Here is a 19399-nt window from a genome sequence, read left to right as displayed (position 1 = left end):
GTCAGCCCGATGCCATTCCGACCGGGCGACGGCGGCGGTGCACCGCCAGCCCGGCGACGGCCAGCGCCGTGCCCCCGGAGAGCACCAGGCCGTACGCCTCGGCCCCGCCGAAGTCCTGGCGCGCCGCGTCATCGGCCGGGGCGATGCCCGGATGGGCGTGGTGGGCCGGGTGGGCGGGGTGGGCCGGGCGCGCGGGGGCGTTGTCCTCCTGGTCCGCGGCGGCGGGTCCGGCGATGGCCATGACCACCGCCGCCGCGCAGACGGTCATACGGAGCGTGAGGGCGAGCGAACGCATGGTGAACCTCCTGACACCACCGAGGCTCACGCGCGCCGCCGGGAGCCGCATCCGCTGCGGCCCCCGGCTGCTCCGTACGGGTCAGTGCGGGTCAGTCCGGGTCAGTCCGTACGCGTCAGACGGCTCCGGCCGGACGCGACAGATGGCTCCGGCCGTCGTCACACCCGCTCGACCAGGTCCGCGATGGAGTTCACGACCGTGGACGGCCGGAACGGGTGCCGGTCGACCTCTCCGATCTGAGTGACCCCGGTGAGCACCAGGAAGGTCTCCATGCCCGCCTCGAGACCGGCCAGCACATCGGTGTCCATCCGGTCGCCGATCATCGCGCTGGTCTCGGAGTGCGCCCCGATCGCGTTCAGCCCGGCGCGCATCATCAGCGGGTTCGGCTTGCCGACGAAGTACGGCTCGGCCCCCGTCGCCTTGGTGATCAGCGCGGCCACGGAGCCGGTCGCGGGCAGCGCACCCTCCGCCGAGGGCCCGGTCTCGTCGGGGTTGGTGGCGATGAAGCGGGCGCCGTTGTTGATCAGGCGGATGGCCTTGGTGAGCGCTTCGAAGCTGTAGGTACGGGTCTCGCCGAGGACCACATAGTCCGGCTCGACGTCGGTCAGGACATAGCCGATGTCGTGCAGGGCCGTGGTCAGCCCCGCCTCGCCGATGACATACGCCGTACCGCCGGGCCGCTGGTCGTCCAGGAACTTGGCGGTGGCCAGCGCGGACGTCCAGATGTTGGCGACCGGCACGTCCAGGCCGATCCGGGACAGCCGGGCGTGCAGATCGCGCGGGGTGTAGATGGAGTTGTTGGTGAGCACGAGGAAGGGCTTGCCGGACTCTCGCAGCCGCTTGATGAAGGCGTCGGCCCCGGGCACCGGGATCCCCTCGTGCATCAGCACCCCGTCCATATCGGTGAGCCAGGACTCGATCGGCTTGCGCTCTGCCATTGCGGACTCTCCTGCCGTGCACCAATAACACCTGAGTGGGGACACCGGCCGCGCCATTGCGGACGGGCCGAAGGTCCAGCGTAGTCAGCCGGGCCGCGACCCGGACCTCCCCGGTCCCGTCTGACCTCGGCAGACGGGACCGGGGCGGCCACGCGGCGGGCGCTCCAGCGCGACAGAGCCGGGCGGGCGGCCGATCCTGGGATGAAGGCCGCGTCTGACAAGGCCGCTTCCACTCCCCCACGAAGGAGATTCAGATGAGCATCAAGGACAAGCTCAAGGACGCGATCAACAAGGGCCAGGAACGGGCGCGGCAAGCCTCACGCAAGGGCAAGGGCACCACCGACCAGCCCCGGAGCGGCGCGGAGAAGGCGGAGGAAGAGCTCCGCCGCCGGGGCGAGCCGCCCAGAGGGCGGTAGCGGCGGCCGGCTCTCACCGCCTCGGACGCCGGGACCTGATCACCAGCGCGGTACCGGAGACGATGAGCGCGCCACTGATCACGGCGAGTCCGAGGAGTACGACGCCCCGGCCCGTCGCGGCGAGTTCAGGCGGCAGATGGTCGCGACTGCTGCCCTCGCCGCGGGGGCCGGGGGTGGCATCGGCGCGGGCGGACGGCTCCTCCTTCCCGGGGCCCCCGGTGCGCCCGCCGACGCCGGTCCCCTGATCGGCGCGGGGCTCGGGCTGCGGCGCGGCAGGGGGCTCACCGGTGCGGAGCCCGCCCGTGCTGGGCTGCTCACCGGTGCGGAGCCCGCCCGTACTGGGCTGCTCACTGGCGCTGGGCCCGCTCTTACGGGGCTCCCCCGGCTCCTCCGTACCGGCCCCGCTCGCCTCCTCCGCCCCCACCCCCGCCGCGCGCTCGATGCGGAAGTCGTAGTCGCCGGACTGGCCGACCCAGTCCCCGTCGTCCGCGCGGCGCTCCATGGTGATGACGTTCGCGGTGACGGGGCCGGTGGGCGCTGAGTCGGTGAAGTGGGACCGCACCCGCACCTTCACGCTCCCGCGCGCGGGCACGGTGAAGCCCTGGAACGGGTCGCCGAAGACCCCGATGTTCTCGTCCTCGTCCGTGGTCTCGAAGGAGACGGGCCGCCATCGGCCACCGGCGGCCTTGTCGGCGTAAGGGTCCAGGAACTCCATCCGGATGTGGTCGGGCCGCAGGGCGTGCGCGCGGTCGACAAGGATCGCGATGGGGTGGATGGCGCGGCACTCGACGCGCGTGGTGTTGCGCAGCTCCAGGTGCCAGGCGCGCCAGCCGCCGCCCCGCGCGTACCGGGCCGGTCCGCCGTGCAGCCGGGCGTCGATCGGGAAGCGGGGGCTCTCCCGCCGTCCGCAGGAGGGCACGGCAGCCGACGCGGCCGCGGCCGCGGACTGGGCGGTTCCGCACCACACCGCCGGCACCAGCAGCGCGAGCGCGGCGGCGGACTGGGCGGCTGCGCGGACGACGGGGGTGGCGGGGGTGGCGGGCGAGCGCATGGGCGACCTCTGCTGCGGTGGTTTCCCGAGTGCCCTGCTGTCTTCCACCTTGGGGGACCGACACGCGGCCGACCGGGCCGATTGCCTCCGACTGGCGGTCAACAACCCGCTCGATCGGCCCATCGGATCGTCAGCCGATCAGCCCAGCGCTCCCTCACCCCAACGCTCGCTCACCCCACCGCGAACAGCGGCGCCAGCACCAGCTGCGCCGCGCCCTCCACGACCGCGTGGCCGCCCCGGCCGACCACGTCCACCGGGACCGTACGGCCGCCGGCCCGCGCCGCGTCCGCGGCCAGCGTCTCGGCCACGCCGCGCGCGTACGGCTCGGGCGCGGCCAGTACGACCCGGCCGCCGAGCAGCACCCGGTCGATGTCGAGCAGCCGTACGAGGTTGGCGGCGCCGACGCCGAGCAGCCGCGCCGCCCGGGCCGGGTCGCCGTCCGCGACCGCGGCCAGGCACAGCGCCTCCAGGCAGCCGCGGTTGCCGCAGCCGCAGGGCGGCCCGTCCAGCTGGATGACCTGGTGTCCGAACTCCCCCGCACCGGTGCGGGCTCCCCGGTGGACGACCCCGCCGAGGACGAGACCGGCGCCCAGACCGGTGCCGAGGTGCAGATACGCGAAGGACCCGGCGGGGAAGGACCCGGCGGCGCGCTGCCGGGCGCGGCCGACGGTGAGCCCGAGTGCGGCGGCGTTGGTGTCCTTGTCCAGGACGACAGGCAGGCCGAGGCGTTCGGCGAGCGCGTCGCGCAGCGGGAAGCCGTCCCAGCGGGGGAAGCCGGTGACGCGGCGCAGCACCCCGGAGCCGTGGTCCAGCGGCCCGGGCGCGGCGACCCCGGCCCCCAGCAGCCCGGCGCGGCCGCCGTCGGCCTCGGCGAGCAGGGCCTCGACCTCGCCGCCGACCACGGCGACCGCCTCCTCGGCCCCCGCGCCGAAGTCGAAGGGGACCGTGCGCCGGCCGAGCGGTGTGCCCGCGAGGTCGACCAGCACGGCCGTCAGCTCATCGCGGTCCAGGTGCAGCCCGATCGCCCGCCGCGCGCCCGGGACCAGCCGCAGGACCGTACGCGGCTTACCGCCCGTGGAGGCCCGGTGGCCCGCCTCGGCGGCCAGCCCGTCCGCCCGCAGCCGGGCCGTGATCTTGCTGACGGCCTGCGGGGTGAGCCCGGTCTGCGCGGCCAGCTCCAGCCGGCTGATCCCGCCCTCGCCCGCATCCCGCAGCAGGCCGAGGACGAGGGCCGCGTTATGGCCGCGCAGGACGGCCAGATTGGCGCCGGGGCCGGGCTGGGTTCCCGGTCCGGGCCGGGCTCCGGGGCCGGGTCCGGGGCCTGGTCCGGAACCCGCTCGGGCCGTCGAGGACATCGCGCTGTTCACGCCCCCATTGTGGCTCCCGCTTGCGCTTCCGCAACAGTGTTGTCAAAGTGGTTCCATGGCTGACACCAGTACCGGCACCCCTGGCTCCACCCCCGTACGCGTCGCCCTCATCGGCTTCGGTCTGGCGGGTTCCGTCTTCCACGCGCCCCTGATCGCCGCCACGGACGGCCTCGTCCTCGACACCGTGGTCACCTCCAGCCCTGAGCGGCAGCGGCAGGCCGCCGACGAGTACCCGGGGGTGCGCCTCGCCGCCTCCGCCGATGAGCTGTGGGCGCGCGCCGGCGAGCTGGGCCTGGTCGTCATCGCCTCCCCGAACCGCACCCACGTCCCCCTCTCGCGCGCCGCCCTGGAGGCCGGGCTGCCGGTCGTCGTCGACAAGCCGCTCGCCGCGACCGCCGCCGAGGCCGAGGAGCTGGCCGAGCTCGCCGACCGCCGCGGCCTGCTGCTGAGCGTCTTCCAGAACCGCCGCTGGGACAACGACTTCCGTACGCTGCACAAGCTGCTCGCCGAGGGCGCGCTCGGCGAGGTGCAGCGCTTCGAGTCGCGTTTCGAGCGCTGGCGCCCCCAGCTCAAGGGCGGCTGGCGCGAGTCCGGCGACCCGGCCGAGGTCGGCGGGCTGCTGTACGACCTGGGCAGCCACCTCGTCGACCAGGCCCTCACCCTCTTCGGGCCTGCCACCTCCGTCTACGCCGAGGTCGATGTGCGCCGCCCGGGGGCCCGCACCGACGACGACACCTTCATCGCCCTCACCCATGCGAGCGGCGTCCGCTCCCATCTGTGGATGAGCGCGATCACCGCGCAGCTGGGCCCGCGCTTCCGGGTGCTGGGCAGCCAGGCGGGCTATGTGAAGTACGGCCTCGACCCCCAGGAGGCCGCCCTCCGCGAGGGCCTGCGCCCCGGCACGGACGGCGGCGCGCCCTGGGGCGCCGAACCCGAAGCCGCCTGGGGCCGGCTGGGCGCGGGCGAGTCGCCGCTGAGCGGCGGCGGCGTGCCCGTACCCACCCTCCCGGGCGACTACCCGGCCTACTACCGCGCCATCGCCACCGCGCTCCGCGACGGCGGCGCCCCGCCGGTCACCGCCGCCGAGGGCGCGGCCGCCCTCCGGGTCCTGGAGGCGGCCCGCACCTCGGCGGCGGAGGGCCGTACGGTCCGGATCACGCGTCCTTGAACTCCTGGCGCTGCCGCCCCAGCCCGTCGATCTCCAGCTCGACGACGTCCCCGGCCCGCAGATACGGCTTGGGCTCGGGCTGCCCCAGGGCCACGCCCGCCGGGGTGCCGGTGTTGATGACATCCCCCGGGTAGAGGGTCATGAACTGGCTGAGATAGCGCACCACCTGGGCCACCGGGAAGATCTGGTCCGCCGTGGTGCCGTCCTGCTTGAGCTCGCCGTTGACCCACAGGCGCAAGGCCAGCGCCTGGGGGTCGGGGATCTCGTCGGCGGTGACCAGCCAGGGGCCGAGGGGGTTGAACGTCTCGCAGTTCTTGCCCTTGTCCCACTGGCCGCCGCGCTCGATCTGGAACGCCCGCTCCGAGACGTCGTGGGCGATGGCGTAGCCCGCGACCGAGGCAAGGGCCTCCTCGTCGGATTCCAGGTAGCGGGCCGTACGCCCGATGACGACGGCCAGCTCCACCTCCCAGTCGGTCTTCTCGCTGCCGCGCGGCACCAGGACCGTGTCATCGGGGCCGACGACGGTGTCCGGGGCCTTCATGAAGAGGATCGGCTCCTTAGGGATCGCGGCGCCGGTCTCTGTGGCATGGTCGTGGTAGTTCAGCCCGATGCACACGATCTTGCCGATACGGCCCAGCGGCGGGCCGATCCGGGAGGCGGTGGCATCCGTGGCGTCCAGCGCGGGCAGCTCCCCGGACGCGAGCGCCGCACGGATCCCGGCGAGCGCCGCCTCGTCGCCGAGCAGGGCCCCGTCGATGTCCTTGACCAGGCCCGACAGATCACGCGGGGTACCCGACTCATCGAGTACCGCCGGGCGCTCCGCCCCCGCAGGTCCGACACGCAGCAGCTTCATTCTGATGACTCCCGTAAGACCGTCCGGCAGTAGGGCCCGCGGCGTCGCAGGCCGATGGGCGGCGCCTGGCCGCACCCCGCTCGTCGCACGCAGGGGGCACGCCCATGCTTGCCCTTCGACCCTCCCCCCAGGCCCTTGCGGGCCTGGGGGTGCCCCCTCCTTCACCCGCGCTCCCTACTGCCGGATGGTTAAGTCGAAGGGCGGCCCTGGCTGATGATCCTCACAAGAGCGGCGTCCAGTCCGCAAGACTCCGTTCATCCACTGGACCGCGCGCCCCCTTTGGCCTTCTCCTCCCGGCCCGTGCGCTGGAGCAGGGCCCGCTCGACCGCCGTCCAGGTCGTGCTGGTCGCCAGGTAGAGCCCCGCCGCCAGCGGCACCACGGCGGCGGTGACCAGCGTGCCGAACGACATCAGGGGCAGCAGCTTGGCCGCCCCCGCCGGGACCCCCGCGGGGGCCGGCTGGCCGGCGGCCGCCTTGCGGGCGCGTATGTACGTCCAGCCCGCCACCGCCGCGATCAGCGCGAACAGGGCGAGGAACACCGCCCCGTGCGGCCCGGCCAGGTCCCCGCCCCACCGGCCGCCCAGCGGGGCGCCCGCCAGGGTGTGGTCCAGCAGGTCCCCGGCGCCGCTGCCGGTGGAGAACAGGTGGTACATGACGAAGAAGACGGGCAGTTGAACGAGCGTCGGCAGGCAGCCCGCGACCGGGGAGACCGACTCCTTCTCGTACAGCTCGGCCATCGCGCGCCGCAGCCGCTCGGGGTCGCGCTTGTGACGGCGGTTCAGCTCGGCCATCTTCGGCGCGAGCGCGGCGCGCGCCTTCTCGCCGCGCACGGCCGCGCGGGCGAGCGGATGGAGCGCGGCGCGCACGCACAGCGTGAACAGGACGATCGCGGCGGCCGTCGCGGACGCCCCGAACAGCGGTGCGAGACAGTCGGCGAACCAGCTGAGCAGCGTGCCCAGCGCGGCGAAAACAGACATGGGAAAGCCCTCCACGGGGTCTCGTCGTGGTGCCGGAATCGATAAGTCGGCGTGACGAGCCACATGGGCTCCAGCAATGAGGCTGATGAAGCTACGGGAGCGGAGCGCCTACGCGGCCGTCGGCAGGCGACGGCCCGGCGCTCGCGGCCGCGGCCGGCCCGCGGCGTCGGGATCCCGCTGGGCCAGGAACGCCGTACGGCGCTCCCTGTCCCGTATCGCGGTGCGTATTCGCCCCGGCGGAAGCGGGGCGAGAGCGCGGGCGGCCAGCAGCGCGCAGGTCAGCAGGGCGGCCGCGATCGTGGCGGTCGCGGCGAGCGCGACGGCGCTCATCAGGCCGGTGTGGGTGAGGAGCGCTCCGGTCAGCAGAAACAGGAGCACGCCGAGGTGCGTCCGCAGCACTTCGATGCGGTGGACCATCGGACTCCCCCTCCCCGTAACACCCGCGAGGCCCGCGGGACCCGCGAGACCCGCAACGCCCTTGCCCCGCTGCTCCGTTCGCATTCGAGACTCGTATGCGAGATTCGTACGCGAGTCTAGTCGCCCCCACCGACAGCGCGCGGCTCGGCCGCCTTCAGCCTGCCCCACACCACCAGCCGGTACCGGGAGGTGTACTCCGGGGTGCAGGTCGTCAGCGTGATGTACGAGCCCCGCTCGGTGTAGCGGTAGCGCGGATGCGCCGAGCTGTACGGCACCGCCGCGACGACCGTGCCGTCCGAGGGCGAGGTGCGCGGCAGAGTCCGCTCGACGACATAGGTGTAGCGGCCGTCGGCGGTCTCGACGCGGACCGTATCGCCCGGCCGCACCTCATCGAGGTGGCGGAACGGCTCGCCGTGCGTATTGCGGTGGCCCGCGAGCGCGAAGTTGCCCACCTGGCCGGGCTGCGCGGTCTTCGGGTAGTGGCCCACGTAGCCCTTGTTGAGCACCCCGGCCCTGCTGATGCCCTCGGCCACCGGGGCGGTCAGCCCGATACGGGGGATGCGCAGCACGGCGTACGTCTGGTCCCGGCGCGGGGCCCGGCTCCCGGCCGCCGCCGGGGAGTTACGGGCCGTGGCACGGTCCGAGTCGGGGTCGGCTGCCCCGGAGTCACCCCCTGACGAATCCTGGGCCGAATCGCCGCCGGACGGGTCCTCGGCCGAGCCGTCCCCGGCCCCCGCCCCGTCGTTCCACTCCCGCTCCAGCGCCGCCACTTCCCGTTTGGCGCCCTCCCGCGCCTGCCGGTTGGTCCACCACAGCTGATGGACGACGAAGAGCAGCATGACGAGCCCGAGAGTGACGGTGATCTCCGCGCCGGTCCACAGGATCCGCGCCAGGACCGCCCGCCGCGGGCGCCGCCCCCGCACGCGCCCCCGTACGCGCCCCCGTACGACCACCGGTAACCGCTGCCGTCGCACGCCGACCTCCCTCCGGGGCCTCCCGCCAAGCCCCCTCCGGTCGGGGCACCATAGGCCCTGCGGCCCGCACTCTCCAGAACCGCTGAGCGCCCAGAACCGCTACGCGCCCAGCAGCCGCGAGACCGTATAGATCACCAGCCCCGCCAGCGCGCCCACGACCGTGCCGTTGATCCGGATGAACTGCAGGTCCCGCCCGATATGCGCCTCGATCTTCCGCGAGGTGTGCTCCGCGTCCCAGCCCGCCACGGTCTCGGTGATCAGCAAGGTGATCTCGTCCCGGTAGGTGGTGACCACATACACCGCCGCGTCCTCCAGCCACCCGTCGACCTTCGCCCGCAGCCGCCCCTCCGTGGCCAGCCGCGAGCCGAGCGAGAGGATCGCCGCCCGCGCCCGCAGCCGCAGTTCGCTGCGCTCGTCCTCGGCCGCCGCGACGATCATCGCCCGTACGGAGGCCCACGCCGAGGCGATCAGATCCTGCACCTCGCCCCGCCCCAGCACCTCCCCCTTCAGGCGCTCCACCCGCGCCCGGGTGTCCGTATCGGACTGCAGATCGCCCGCGAAGTCGGCCAGGAAGCGGTCCAGGGCCCCGCGCGCCGGATGATCCGGCATATCGCGCATCTCGCTGACGAACCGCAGCAGCTCCTTGTAGACCCGCTCGCCGACCTTCCGGTCGACGAACCGCGGGGTCCAGCCGGGCGCGCCGCCCGCCACCGCCTCCATCACCGACTCGTTGTGCTCGACGAGCCAGTCGTGGGCGCGCAGACACACCAGGTCCACGGCCCGGTGGTGCCCGCCGTCCGCGACGATCCGCTCCAGCATCTTGCCGAGGCCCGGCGCGATCTCCTGTGCGTCGGCGCGCCGGGTGATCGCCTCGCCCACCACGGCCTGGACGTCGGAGTCGCGCAGCACCGTGAGCGCACCGCGCAGGGCCGTCGCCAGTTCGGCCGTCACCCGGTCGGCGTGGGCGGGCTCGGCCAGCCAGGCGCCCAGCCTGCTGCTGATGCCGACGGCCCGCAGCCGCATCCGCACCACGTCGCCGGACAGGAAGTTCTCGCCGACGAACTCGCCGAGGCTCACCCCCAGCTGGTCCTTCTTGGTCGGGATGATCGCGGTGTGCGGGATCGGCAGCCCCATGGGCCGCCGGAACAGCGCGGTCACCGCGAACCAGTCGGCCAGCGCGCCGACCATCCCGGCCTCGGCGGCCGCCGCCGCGTACCCGGCCCAGCCGCCCGCGCCGGCCGACCGCGCCCAGGTCGCCAGCGCGTACACGACGGCGACGGCCAGCAGCAGCGCCGTCGCGATCGTCTTCATCCGGCGCACGCCGCGGCGCTTCTCCACGTCCAACGCGGTCTCCGAGGAGAAAGCGGCCCCCGCGGCCGCGGGCGGCGGCCCCGCCTCACCCATCGTCTTCGGGTCCATCCGGTCCATTCGCTCCACCCGGTCGAGCCGTCCCCTCGGTCATTGTCTCTTTCTGCCAGTCCTGATTTCTGTCGCCTCTGGAGTGGAACGTACGGGCGGTTCCCATCGTCTGAGTGGGCGAGCGACCCTGTGCGCCGGAGGCAGGCCGACGGGCGGACGCGTACCGCGCCATGGGATCATGGTGAGCCGACCGGACCGCAGCGACGCCGCTGCTCTCTCGCAGTTCACGTCCACTTTCGGAGCCCCAAGTTCCGTCTGCCCGAGGAGACACCCGCCCATGAGCGTGCCCCCCATGCCCAGACGCACGGCCTATGCCGTGCTCGCTGCGCTGGCGGCTGTGGTGGTCCTCGTCTCGACCGCGATATTCATCGGGGTCGGCAACAGCGACGGCAACATCGACACCGCTGCCGGCAAGCCCCGTAGCTCGGCCGCCCCGGCCTCGGCCGGCACCTGGGTGGGCACCTGGTCCACGTCCGCCGCGGCTGCCGAGCCGAACACGCTGCGGGGCTATGCCGGCATGTCGATACGGAACGTCGTCCACACCAGTGTCGGCGGCAGCCAGGCGCGTATCCAGCTGTCCAACTTCTACAGCGCCCGCCCGCTGACGATCACGCACGCCTCGCTGGCCCTGGCGGCCGCCCCCAGCAACCCCACCGCCGCCGCGGGCACGATGCGCCGCCTCACCTTCGCCGAGCGCCCGTGGGTGACCATCCCGCCAGGCCAGGCCATCACCAGCGACCCGGTGCGGCTGGACATCCCGGCCGCCGCCGACCTGCTGGTGACCACCTATGCCCCGCGCGCCTCCGGCTCGGTGACCTACCACCCGCACGCCCGCCAGACCTCCTACCTGGCGCGCGGCGACCGTACGGAGGACACCGCCGGGGCCGCCTACACCGAGCAGAGCCCCTACTGGCGCTATCTGACGGCCGTGGACGTGTTCAGCAGGGAGGCGCAGGGCACCGTCGTCGTCATCGGCGACTCCATCACCGACGGCATCACCTCCACCGCCGGGGCCAACCACCGCTGGACCGACTTCCTCGCCGAGCGGCTGCGCACCGAGCCCGGGGCGCCCCGCTACAGCGTGCTCAACTCGGGCATCAGCGGCAACCGCGTGCTGAGCGACGGCACCCAGGTCCCGCCGAACAACCCCAGCGCCCTGTCCCGCTTCCGGCGCGACGTACTCTCCCGCACGGGCGTCAAGGCCGTCGTCGTCGAGCTGGGCGTCAACGACATACTGCGGACCCCGCACCAGACCGACCCGGACACCATCGTCGCCGGGCTGCGCCGGCTGACCGAGCAGGCACACGCACGCGGGCTGCGCGTCATCGGCGCCACCCTGGCGCCCTTCTACGGCCACCGCGGCTACACCCCCGAGCTGGACGCCGTGCGCCAGCAGGTCAACACAGAGATCCGGGCGGGCAAGGTCTTCGACGACGTGGTCGACTTCGACCACGCGCTGCGCGACCCGATGTACCCGATCCGGCTGCGCCCGTCGTACGACTCGGGCGACCACCTCCACCCGAGCGACGAGGGCTACCGGGCGATGGCGCGGGCACTGGACCCGCAGGCCCTCAAGGGCGGCGCGGCGGCCGCCCTCTAGCCGACCGGCTCAGTCTTCAGCCGACCGGCTCAGTCCCCCGTCGCTCCCGGTCCCGCTGCTCAGTCCCAGTCGCGCTTCTCCAGGGACGGGCGCTCCGCCGACCCACGCCGCTCGCGCCGCTCGGCATGGCGCTCGGCATGGCGCTCCCGGCGTTCCGCGTGGCGCTCGGCCCGCAGCTCCCGCCGCTCGGCGTGGCGCTCGGCCTGGAGCCGTTTGCGCTCATCCTTGAGGCGCTGGCGCTCCTCCTTGCGCAGCTTGCGCTCCACCGCCACACCGCCGAAGAGCGCCAGGCCGGTGACGCTCACCCGCGGCGAGCCCGGCGAGCCCTCACCGGAGCCGCTGTGGTCGAAGGCGCCCATGATGCCGACGCCGCCGACCTGCACATCCATGTCCGGCGGGGCCGTGACCTGAATCCCGCCCATGATCGCGAAGCAGCGGATCACCGTGTCGCGGTCCTCGAAGCGGGCCTCGCGCAGATCGATCTCCCCACCGCCCCAGAAGACAAAAGACGTGAAGCGGCGCGCCACCGTCCAGCGGCCCTTGCGCTGAAAGCCGCCCATGACCGCGATCCCGGTCCGGGAGGTCGGCGTGGCGCCGATCCGCTCCGCCCAGCCGCCCTCGGCCGCGGGCACGGGGGCGGCGGCCGGACGGCCGGGCACCGGGAGGTCCCGTACGAGCGGTTCGAGTTCGGCATGGGTCCGGGCCCGGTACGCCGCGTCCAGCCGCTCCTCGAACTCCTCCATGGTGAGGCGTCCTTCGGCGACGCCGTCCCGGAGCGCGTCGGCGATCCGCTCGCGCTCGGCGTCCGAGGCCCGCATCTCCAGCCCGGCCTGAGGTTCGGGTGTCATATCCCCCGAGGATGCACCGCTCGTCATACGGACAGGTTAACGGCGTAAGGCCGTGCGGCCCACGCCCTTCAGACCGGGTCGGCCGACGGACGCGCGGACTTGCCCTCCTGCTCCGCCTCTCCCTCCCCCTCCGCCGCTCCTTCCGCATCCGGCTCCCTCCGCGCCTCCGCCGCTGCTTCCGCCCCCGGCGCGCGCCCCGCCGGATACAGCATCTTGGCGATGACGTCCTCGATGTCCGGCTCCCGCACCGACAGGTCCACCAGCGGATATCCGTCCGCCACCGCCGCGACGATCGGCGCGGCGCTGCTTCCGGCCGGGAACGCCAGCCACTGCCGCGGCCCTTCCACCCGTACCGTCCGCGAGCCGGGGATCTCGATCGGCGGCAGTTCCCGCTCCAGGTCGACGACGAGCGTCCGCTCGCTCTCGCCCACCGCGTGCAGCCCCTCGAGCCCGCCGTCGTACACCAGCCGGCCGTGGTCGATGACCATCACCCGCTTGCACAGCTGTTCGATGTCGGTCAGGTCATGGGTGGTCAGCAGCACGGTGGTGCCCTGCTCGGCGTTAACCTCACGCAGGAACTCCCGCACCTTCGCCTTGCTGACCACATCAAGACCGATGGTCGGCTCGTCGAGATACAGCACCTCGGGGTCGTGCAGCAGCGCCGCCGCGATATCGCCGCGCATCCGCTGGCCCAGGGAGAGCTGACGGACCGGTACGTCCAGGAGCGCGCCGAGATCGAGGAGTTCGACGCACCGGTCGAGGTTCTGGCGGTACCGGGCGTCGGGGATCCGGTACATCCGCCGCACCAGCGCGTACGAGTCACGCAGCGGCAGATCCCACCACAGGGTCGTACGCTGCCCGAAGACCACCCCGATACGGCGCGCCAGCCGCGTCCGCTCGCGCGACGGATCGATCCCGGCCACCCGCAGCCGGCCCCCGCTGGGCACCAGGATCCCGGTGAGCATCTTGATCGTGGTCGACTTCCCGGCGCCGTTGGGCCCGATGTAGCCGACCATCTGGCCGCGCGGCACCCGGAAGCTGATGCCGTCCACGGCGCGCACCTCGCGCCGCTCACGGCGCAGCAGCCCGGCCCGGCGCCGCACCTGGAAGACCTTCTCGACCCCGTCGAGCACGATGAAGTCATCAGCGAAGTCGTTCATGAAGCCGTCCATGAAGCCGTCTTTCAGGTCAGCGTTGAAGTCACCCATAAAGCCCCAGCCCTCTCAGCTGCCCGTGCTCCGATACGACCGCAGCCCCGTCCGCCAGGCCAGCCCGGCCAGCGCACAGCAGCCCAGCGCGACCAGCGGGGCGGCGAAGCCGATCCAGCTCGGCAGGCCCAGCGGGTTCTCCCGGTCCAGGATGTGCAGCGCGGGCAGCCAGTTGACGAAGGCCAGCGGGATGACGAAGGTGACGCCGCGCAGCAGGTCCTGTGCGAAGACCGTCGGCGGGTACTGGAGCAGGGTGTTGCCGCCGTAGGTGAAGGAGTTCTGCACCTCGGAGGCGTCGTTCGCCCAGAACTGGAAGGCCCCGCCGGCCACGAACATCGCCCCGAAGATCGCTCCCCCGCTCAGCAGCATCACCGGCACCAGCAGCACCCGGTCGGCCGTCCAGTCGATGTCCAGCCGGATCAGCGACCAGACGAGCAGCAGCAGCCCCTGGCAGATCCGGCCCAGCCTGCGCAGCGCGAAACGGTCGGCGGCCACCTGCGCGAGGATCGGCACGGGCCGCACCAGCAGGGTGTCCATCGTCCCGTCGCGGACCCGGCGGCCGACCCGGTTCATGCTGCCCAGGGTCATGTCCATGAGGCCGAAGGAGGTGCTGGTGGTGCCGTAGAGGAAGGCCACCTCGGACAGGCTGAACCCGCCCAGCGTGCCGACGTGCGAGAACATCAGCGCGATCACGACGAAGTCGAGCCCGGTCGCAACGAAGTTCCCGATCGTCATGATCAGGAACGAGGTGCGGTACGCCATCGTGGAGCGCACCCACATCGCGATGATCAGCAGGTAGGCGCGCAGCCCGTGGTACGCGCGGGAGCGAAGCGGCTCAGCGTACGCCCGGGAGCACAGCGGCTCACCGTACGCGCCGGAGCGAGGGGGCGCAGCGTCGGCGCCGGAGCGAGGGGGCTCAACCACCCTGCACGACCACCCTCCGCGTCGCGACGGACTGCAGCGCCCGCCCCGCCGCGAACAGCGCGGCCGCCCACCCCGCCTGGAAGGCCAGCGCCCGCAGCAGCCCGAGCCCGCGGTGCTCCTCCAGGAAGACATCCGCGGGCACCTGCAGCATCGCCGCCCACGGCAGCAGCCGGGCCACCTCGCCCAGCGCGCCCGGGAAGACGTTCAGCGGGAGGATCATCCCGGAGAAGAACAGCCCCAGCAGACTGCTCATCAGGGTGATCCCCGAACCGTCGAGCAGCCAGAAGGCGGTGAGCCCGACCAGATAGTGCATCGCGAAGCCGACACACGACCCCAGGACGACCGACAGCACGAACCAGACCCAGGTCAGCGCGGAGCCGGGCAGGGTCAGCTCGAAGGCCAGCGCGCCGAACACCATGGGCATGATCCCGCGCCCCAGCAGCTGGAACACGGCCCGGCCGAGGTCCCCGGCCAGCCACCACAGCTGAAGATCCACCGGGCGGTAGAGGTCGATGGCGATATCGCCGGAGCGGATCCGCTCCTGCAGCTCCTCCTGGAAGCCCCCGCCCATCAGCGCCATGGTTGCCAGCAGCGCCTGGCCGAGCCAGACGAACGTCAACGCCTGGGAGAGGTCGTAGCCGCCCAGATGGGGCCGCTGGTCCCACAGGGCGATATAGGTGTAGGCGACGATGAAGCCGAAGACCGTATTGGTGAACACCCCGGCCGCGGTGGCGACCCGATAGGTCGCATAGCGCCTGAACCCGCCCATCGCGACGGCCGCGTACAGCCTTAAATGACCGCGCAGCATGGACCGCCCCTCCCTTCCCCGCCCGGCACCAAAGCTCAGGATCCTAGCGGTGCGGCCGGAGGGAGGGCGAGGCGTTATTCGCCCGGATGGAGCGCGGAATACCACCCGATTGGAAGGCGGAAATCGTCCATTCCGCCGGTCACAGAGGTGTCACAGGTGTGGGCCACGGCCCCGCCCCGGAACGGATGATGCGACAGTGTTTTCTGGGGCGTACCAGGCCAATCGCCCGACCGTGCACGATTCCGCCGCGGCGCAACCCTCGACGGCGGCCGAGGAGTCTCAAAGGACATGAGCGACGAGCCCCAACTGATCGACGGCGGCATGGGCGGCCCGGACGTCACCAGCACCGACCCCACCAACGACGGCAGGGCCGCCCGCCCCAAAGGCAGAAAGGGCCGCCCCAAGCGCACCGGCTGGCGCCGGCTGCTCCCCACCTGGCGGATGGTGCTCAGCGGCTTTCTGGTGATCGTGCTGCTCGTCGCGGGCGGCCTGGTCACCGGCTATCTGCTCGTCGACATCCCCGCCGCCAAGGACATCGCCATCGCCCAGAGCAATGTCTTCCTCTACTCCGACGGCACCCCGCTCGCCCGCGAGGGCAAGGTCAACCGGGAGAACGTGCCGCTCAGCCAGGTGCCCAAGGACACCCAGCACGCGGTGCTCGCGGCCGAGGACCGGGACTTCTACTCCGAGTCGGCCATCAACCCCGAGGCGATGATCCGCGCCGCCTGGAACACCGCCACCGGCAAGGGCAAGCAGTCCGGCTCCACCATCACCCAGCAGTACGTGAAGAACTACTACCTCGACCAGGAGCAGACCGTCTCCCGGAAGGTGAAGGAGTTCTTCATCTCGATCAAGCTGGACCGGGAGGTGAGCAAGGACGACATCCTCGAGGGCTATCTGAACACCAGCTACTTCGGGCGCAACGCCTACGGCATCCAGGCCGCCGCCCAGGCCTACTACGGCAAGGACGCCAAGGACCTCGAACTCGGCCAGGGCGCGTATCTGGCGACCCTGCTCAACGCCCCCAACGCCTATGACGTGGTCACCCACCCGCAGAACAAGGACCGGGCGCTGGCCCGCTGGAACTACGTCCTGGACGGCATGGTCAAGAAGGGCTGGCTGACCAAGACCGCCCGCGACAAGATGACCTTCCCGGCCCCCGGCAAGGTCACCGCCCAGTCGGGCATGTCCGGGCAGCGCGGATATCTGATCGAGGCCGTCGAGGCGTACCTCACCAAGAACAACATCATCGACGAGCAGACCCTGGCCCGCGGCGGCTACCGGATCACCACCACCATCGACCGGAAGAAGCAGGACGCCTTCGTCGCGGCGGTGCGCGACAAACTGATGAACAAGCTCAGCGGCTCCCGCAAGGTCGACAAGTACGTCCGGGCGGGCGGCGCCTCGATCGACCCCAAGACCGGGAGGGTGGTCGCCCTCTACGGCGGCATCGACTACACCAAGCAGTTCGTCAACAACGCGACCCGCACCGACTACCAGGTCGGATCCACCTTCAAGCCGCTCGTGTTCACCTCCGCGCTGCAGAACGGATCCACCACCCAGGGCGGGGTGCAGATCACCCCGGACACGATCTACGACGGCACCAACAAGCGCGAGGTCACCGGGGCCGCAGGGCCCACCGGCTACTCCCCGGCCAACGAGGACGACGTCGACTACGGCTCCATCGACGTCACCACGGCCACCGACAAGTCGGTGAACTCCGTCTACGCCCAGATGGCACAGGACGTCGGCCCGGACAAGGTCAAGCAGACCGCGATCGCCCTCGGTATCCCCAAGGACACCCCGGACCTGAACGCCTCCCCCTCCATCGCGCTCGGCGTCGCCACGGCCAGCGTGCTGGACATGACCGAGGCGTACGCGACCCTCGCCAACCACGGCGTCCACACCCCGTACACCCTGGTCACGAAGATCACCAGGGACGGCCAGAAGATCGACGTCCCGTCGCCGAAGACCGACCAGGCCGTCACCCGCGCCGCCGCCGACACCACCACCACGGTCCTGCAGAGCGTGGTCGACGGCGGCACCGCGACCGCGGCCCAGGCCGCCGGGCACCCCGCGGCGGGCAAGACCGGCACCGCGGAGGACGACAAGGCGGCCTGGTTCGCGGGGTACACCCCGGACCTGGCGACGGTCGTGGCCGTGATGGGCCAGGACTCGTCCACCGGGGCGCAGAAGTCGCTGTACGGGGCGACCGGCCTGCCCCGTATCAACGGCGGCGGCTACCCCACGGAGATCTGGGCCGCGTACACCTCCGCCGCGCTCCAGGGACGCACCCCGGCCCAGTTCGAGCTGAACCCCGGGGACGGCACCACCACCCCGACCCTCCCGACCGGCCCGGCCACCACCGCCCCGGCCGTCACCACCCCGCCGCAGGTCACCACCCCGCCCGCCACGCTGCCGACCACCCCGACCACCGACCCGAACCTGCCCACCGCCACCCCGCCGACGGCCCCGGCGACCCAGCCCACGTACACCGTGCCGACGGGCGTCCCGACGGACGCTCCGACGACGGCCGACCCCGGCGACCCGGGTGACCAGGGCGTCCCAGGGGGCCCCGAGGCGGGCGGCTGAGGCAGAAACACGCAGGGTGGTGACCAAGGTCACCACCCTCGCACATGCCTGCGTACGGCCCTGTGGCCCTGAGCTCCCGCTGAGGACCCGACTAGAGATACAGCCCCGTGGAGTCCTCGGACCCCTCAAGCCGCTCGGCCGCGACCGCGTGCAGATCGCGCTCCCGCATCAGCACATACGCGACGCCGCGCACCTCGACCTCGGCCCGGTCCTCCGGGTCGTAGAGCACCCGGTCGCCCGGCTCCACGGTCCGCACGTTCTGCCCGACCGCGACCACCTCGGCCCAGGCCAGCCGCCTGCCGACCGCCGCGGTCGCCGGGATGACGATGCCGCCGGTCGAGCGCCGCTCGCCCTCCGGGATGTCGGTTCGGACCAGCACCCGGTCGTGCAGCATCCGGATGGGCAGCTTGTCATGGGAGGTGTTCGTACTCACGCCCCTGACCGTACCTGGCCCGGCGACACACCGGAGGCACAGGCCGGACACAGCCCGCCAAACGCCCCCGGCCGCCCCTTGACCGCCCCCTGCTCGCTACGAACGGCGACGCCGCGATGACATGGCGTACAGCCCGGCGAGGCCCACCGCCACGAGCGCCAGCGGAATGATCCGCTCCAGCCGCGGGACGCCCTCCTCGGAGACGAACTGCGCCCGTACGCCGGTGACCGCGCGGTTCACGGAGACATAGGCCCGCCCCGCCGTCCGGTCCACCACCGACACCGCCTTCGCCTTCGCGTCCCCGACGATGGTCTTGGGATGCATCCGCGTCCCGATCTCGTCGAGCGTCACGGCGAGCTGCTGCCGCCTGCGGGCGATGTCCGCCTCGATCTGCGCAGGGGTCCTGGCATCCGACACCGCGCTGCCTCCGTCATTCTCGATGATCCGGTGATGGACAGTCTGTCAGCTCCCCCTGGTCGATGCCCCACAGCACCCCCGATCGAGAACCTGACTAATGTCGGGCACGTACACACCCGCGCCCTACACCCGCGCCACGCACCCGTGCCACGAGGAGACCCCACCATGAGCGAGCGCCTGCAGCCCGGCGACACCGCCCCCGCCTTCACCCTCCCCAACGCGGACGGCAAGCCTGTCTCGCTCGCCGACTACGCCGGCCGCAAGGTGATCGTCTACTTCTACCCGGCCGCACTCACCCCCGGCTGCACCAAGCAGGCCTGTGACTTCACCGACAACCTCGACCTGCTCGCGCAGCACGGCTACGACGTGATCGGCATCTCCCCGGACAAGCCCGAGAAGCTGGCGAAGTTCCGCGACAAGGAGCACCTGAAGGTCACCCTGCTCGGCGACCCCGAGAAGGAGGTCCTCCAGGCGTACGGCGCCTTCGGCGAGAAGAAGATGTACGGCAAGACGGTCACCGGCGTGATCCGCTCCACGGTCATCGTCGACGAACAGGGCAAGGTCGAGCGCGCCCTGTACAACGTCCGCGCCACGGGCCATGTCGCCAAGATCATCAAGGATCTGGGCCTCTGACGTACCGGCGCTGCGGGGCCGGGCCTCGCAGCGCCGTCACACCACCGGCATTACCTGGCAC

Annotated in this window: 20 protein-coding genes; 5 read left to right on the top strand and 15 right to left on the bottom strand. The window is 72.3% G+C overall.

Annotation, left to right across the window (positions count from 1 at the left end; all coding sequences use genetic code 11):
• Window position 1: 1 nt before the first annotated feature.
• Window positions 2-295, bottom strand: coding sequence for a hypothetical protein (locus ACH4U7_RS42880; protein WP_398533200.1), 294 nt, complete (start codon window positions 293-295; stop codon window positions 2-4).
• Window positions 296-453: 158 nt separating this feature from the next.
• Window positions 454-1233, bottom strand: coding sequence for an HAD-IIA family hydrolase (locus ACH4U7_RS42875; protein ID WP_089512412.1), 780 nt, complete (start codon window positions 1231-1233; stop codon window positions 454-456).
• Window positions 1234-1487: 254 nt separating this feature from the next.
• On the opposite strand from ACH4U7_RS42875, the gene ACH4U7_RS42870 reads away from it, so the two are divergent.
• A complete protein-coding gene (locus tag ACH4U7_RS42870; protein ID WP_398533199.1) occupies window positions 1488-1649 on the top strand; it encodes an antitoxin in 162 nt (53 codons plus the stop codon).
• 13 nt (window positions 1650-1662) lie between these two features.
• Here the strand turns inward: ACH4U7_RS42870 and ACH4U7_RS42865 are convergent, their stop codons facing one another.
• Window positions 1663-2700: a hypothetical protein gene (locus tag ACH4U7_RS42865; protein WP_398533198.1), complete on the bottom strand. Its 1038-nt coding sequence runs from the start codon at window positions 2698-2700 to the stop codon at window positions 1663-1665.
• A gap of 170 nt (window positions 2701-2870) precedes the next feature.
• On the bottom strand, window positions 2871-4055 hold the full coding sequence (locus tag ACH4U7_RS42860; protein WP_398533248.1) for an ROK family transcriptional regulator: 1185 nt from the start codon (window positions 4053-4055) through the stop codon (window positions 2871-2873).
• 67 nt (window positions 4056-4122) lie between these two features.
• Here ACH4U7_RS42860 and ACH4U7_RS42855 point away from each other — a divergent pair, with 67 nt between their 5' ends.
• Window positions 4123-5235 (top strand): Gfo/Idh/MocA family oxidoreductase, encoded by a 1113-nt coding sequence (locus ACH4U7_RS42855; RefSeq protein ID WP_398533197.1) that lies wholly within the window; start codon window positions 4123-4125, stop codon window positions 5233-5235.
• On the opposite strand, the gene ACH4U7_RS42850 is transcribed toward ACH4U7_RS42855, so the two are convergent.
• The 5 genes from ACH4U7_RS42850 to ACH4U7_RS42830 all read right to left on the bottom strand — a co-directional run bounded on the left by ACH4U7_RS42850 (window position 5222) and on the right by ACH4U7_RS42830 (window position 9875).
• Window positions 5222-6088, bottom strand: coding sequence for a fumarylacetoacetate hydrolase family protein (locus tag ACH4U7_RS42850; RefSeq protein WP_398533196.1), 867 nt, complete (start codon window positions 6086-6088; stop codon window positions 5222-5224). The two genes, ACH4U7_RS42855 and ACH4U7_RS42850, sit on opposite strands and share 14 nt — an antisense overlap.
• A gap of 254 nt (window positions 6089-6342) precedes the next feature.
• Complete coding sequence (locus ACH4U7_RS42845; protein WP_398533195.1) at window positions 6343-7065, bottom strand: YidC/Oxa1 family membrane protein insertase; 723 nt, start codon at window positions 7063-7065, stop codon at window positions 6343-6345.
• A 108-nt stretch (window positions 7066-7173) separates the two neighbouring features.
• The gene (locus ACH4U7_RS42840; protein ID WP_398533194.1) at window positions 7174-7482 is read right to left on the bottom strand and encodes a DUF6412 domain-containing protein; all 309 of its coding nucleotides are present in this window, start codon (window positions 7480-7482) and stop codon (window positions 7174-7176) included.
• Window positions 7483-7598: 116 nt separating this feature from the next.
• Window positions 7599-8456 carry a class E sortase gene (locus tag ACH4U7_RS42835; RefSeq protein ID WP_398533193.1) on the bottom strand — a complete coding sequence of 286 codons (858 nt, stop codon included), beginning with the start codon at window positions 8454-8456 and terminating at the stop codon, window positions 7599-7601.
• 99 nt (window positions 8457-8555) lie between these two features.
• Window positions 8556-9875: a DUF445 domain-containing protein gene (locus ACH4U7_RS42830; protein WP_398533192.1), complete on the bottom strand. Its 1320-nt coding sequence runs from the start codon at window positions 9873-9875 to the stop codon at window positions 8556-8558.
• Window positions 9876-10167: 292 nt separating this feature from the next.
• Between ACH4U7_RS42830 and ACH4U7_RS42825 the strand changes: the two genes are divergently transcribed.
• A complete protein-coding gene (locus ACH4U7_RS42825; RefSeq protein WP_398533191.1) occupies window positions 10168-11475 on the top strand; it encodes an SGNH/GDSL hydrolase family protein in 1308 nt (435 codons plus the stop codon).
• A gap of 59 nt (window positions 11476-11534) precedes the next feature.
• On the opposite strand, the gene ACH4U7_RS42820 is transcribed toward ACH4U7_RS42825, so the two are convergent.
• The 4 genes from ACH4U7_RS42820 to ACH4U7_RS42805 all read right to left on the bottom strand — a co-directional run bounded on the left by ACH4U7_RS42820 (window position 11535) and on the right by ACH4U7_RS42805 (window position 15263).
• Window positions 11535-12323 (bottom strand): DUF1707 domain-containing protein, encoded by a 789-nt coding sequence (locus ACH4U7_RS42820; RefSeq protein ID WP_398533190.1) that lies wholly within the window; start codon window positions 12321-12323, stop codon window positions 11535-11537.
• A gap of 68 nt (window positions 12324-12391) precedes the next feature.
• Entirely contained in the window at window positions 12392-13483 is a 1092-nt protein-coding gene (locus ACH4U7_RS42815) for an ATP-binding cassette domain-containing protein (protein ID WP_398533247.1), read from the bottom strand.
• A 63-nt stretch (window positions 13484-13546) separates the two neighbouring features.
• Window positions 13547-14311, bottom strand: coding sequence for an ABC transporter permease (locus ACH4U7_RS42810; RefSeq protein ID WP_398533246.1), 765 nt, complete (start codon window positions 14309-14311; stop codon window positions 13547-13549).
• A 136-nt stretch (window positions 14312-14447) separates the two neighbouring features.
• Window positions 14448-15263: an ABC transporter permease gene (locus ACH4U7_RS42805; protein WP_398533189.1), complete on the bottom strand. Its 816-nt coding sequence runs from the start codon at window positions 15261-15263 to the stop codon at window positions 14448-14450.
• Window positions 15264-15551: 288 nt separating this feature from the next.
• Between ACH4U7_RS42805 and ACH4U7_RS42800 the strand changes: the two genes are divergently transcribed.
• The gene (locus tag ACH4U7_RS42800) at window positions 15552-17855 is read left to right on the top strand and encodes a transglycosylase domain-containing protein (RefSeq protein ID WP_398533188.1); all 2304 of its coding nucleotides are present in this window, start codon (window positions 15552-15554) and stop codon (window positions 17853-17855) included.
• Window positions 17856-17946: 91 nt separating this feature from the next.
• Here ACH4U7_RS42800 and ACH4U7_RS42795 read toward each other — a convergent pair whose 3' ends face one another.
• A complete protein-coding gene (locus tag ACH4U7_RS42795) occupies window positions 17947-18288 on the bottom strand; it encodes a co-chaperone GroES (protein WP_065959991.1) in 342 nt (113 codons plus the stop codon).
• A 96-nt stretch (window positions 18289-18384) separates the two neighbouring features.
• Window positions 18385-18705, bottom strand: coding sequence for a DUF3618 domain-containing protein (locus tag ACH4U7_RS42790; RefSeq protein WP_014179265.1), 321 nt, complete (start codon window positions 18703-18705; stop codon window positions 18385-18387).
• A 165-nt stretch (window positions 18706-18870) separates the two neighbouring features.
• Between ACH4U7_RS42790 and bcp the strand changes: the two genes are divergently transcribed.
• Window positions 18871-19338, top strand: a complete 468-nt coding sequence (gene bcp / locus ACH4U7_RS42785; protein WP_398533187.1) for a thioredoxin-dependent thiol peroxidase — start codon at window positions 18871-18873, stop codon at window positions 19336-19338.
• Window positions 19339-19399 lie beyond the last annotated feature (61 nt).

This window comes from Streptomyces sp. NPDC020845 (genome assembly GCF_044334165.1).
Lineage (GTDB): Bacteria > Actinomycetota > Actinomycetes > Streptomycetales > Streptomycetaceae > Streptomyces.
The sequence above is the reverse complement of the archived record's forward strand: the minus strand, read 5'-3'. Positions and strand labels throughout refer to the sequence as shown.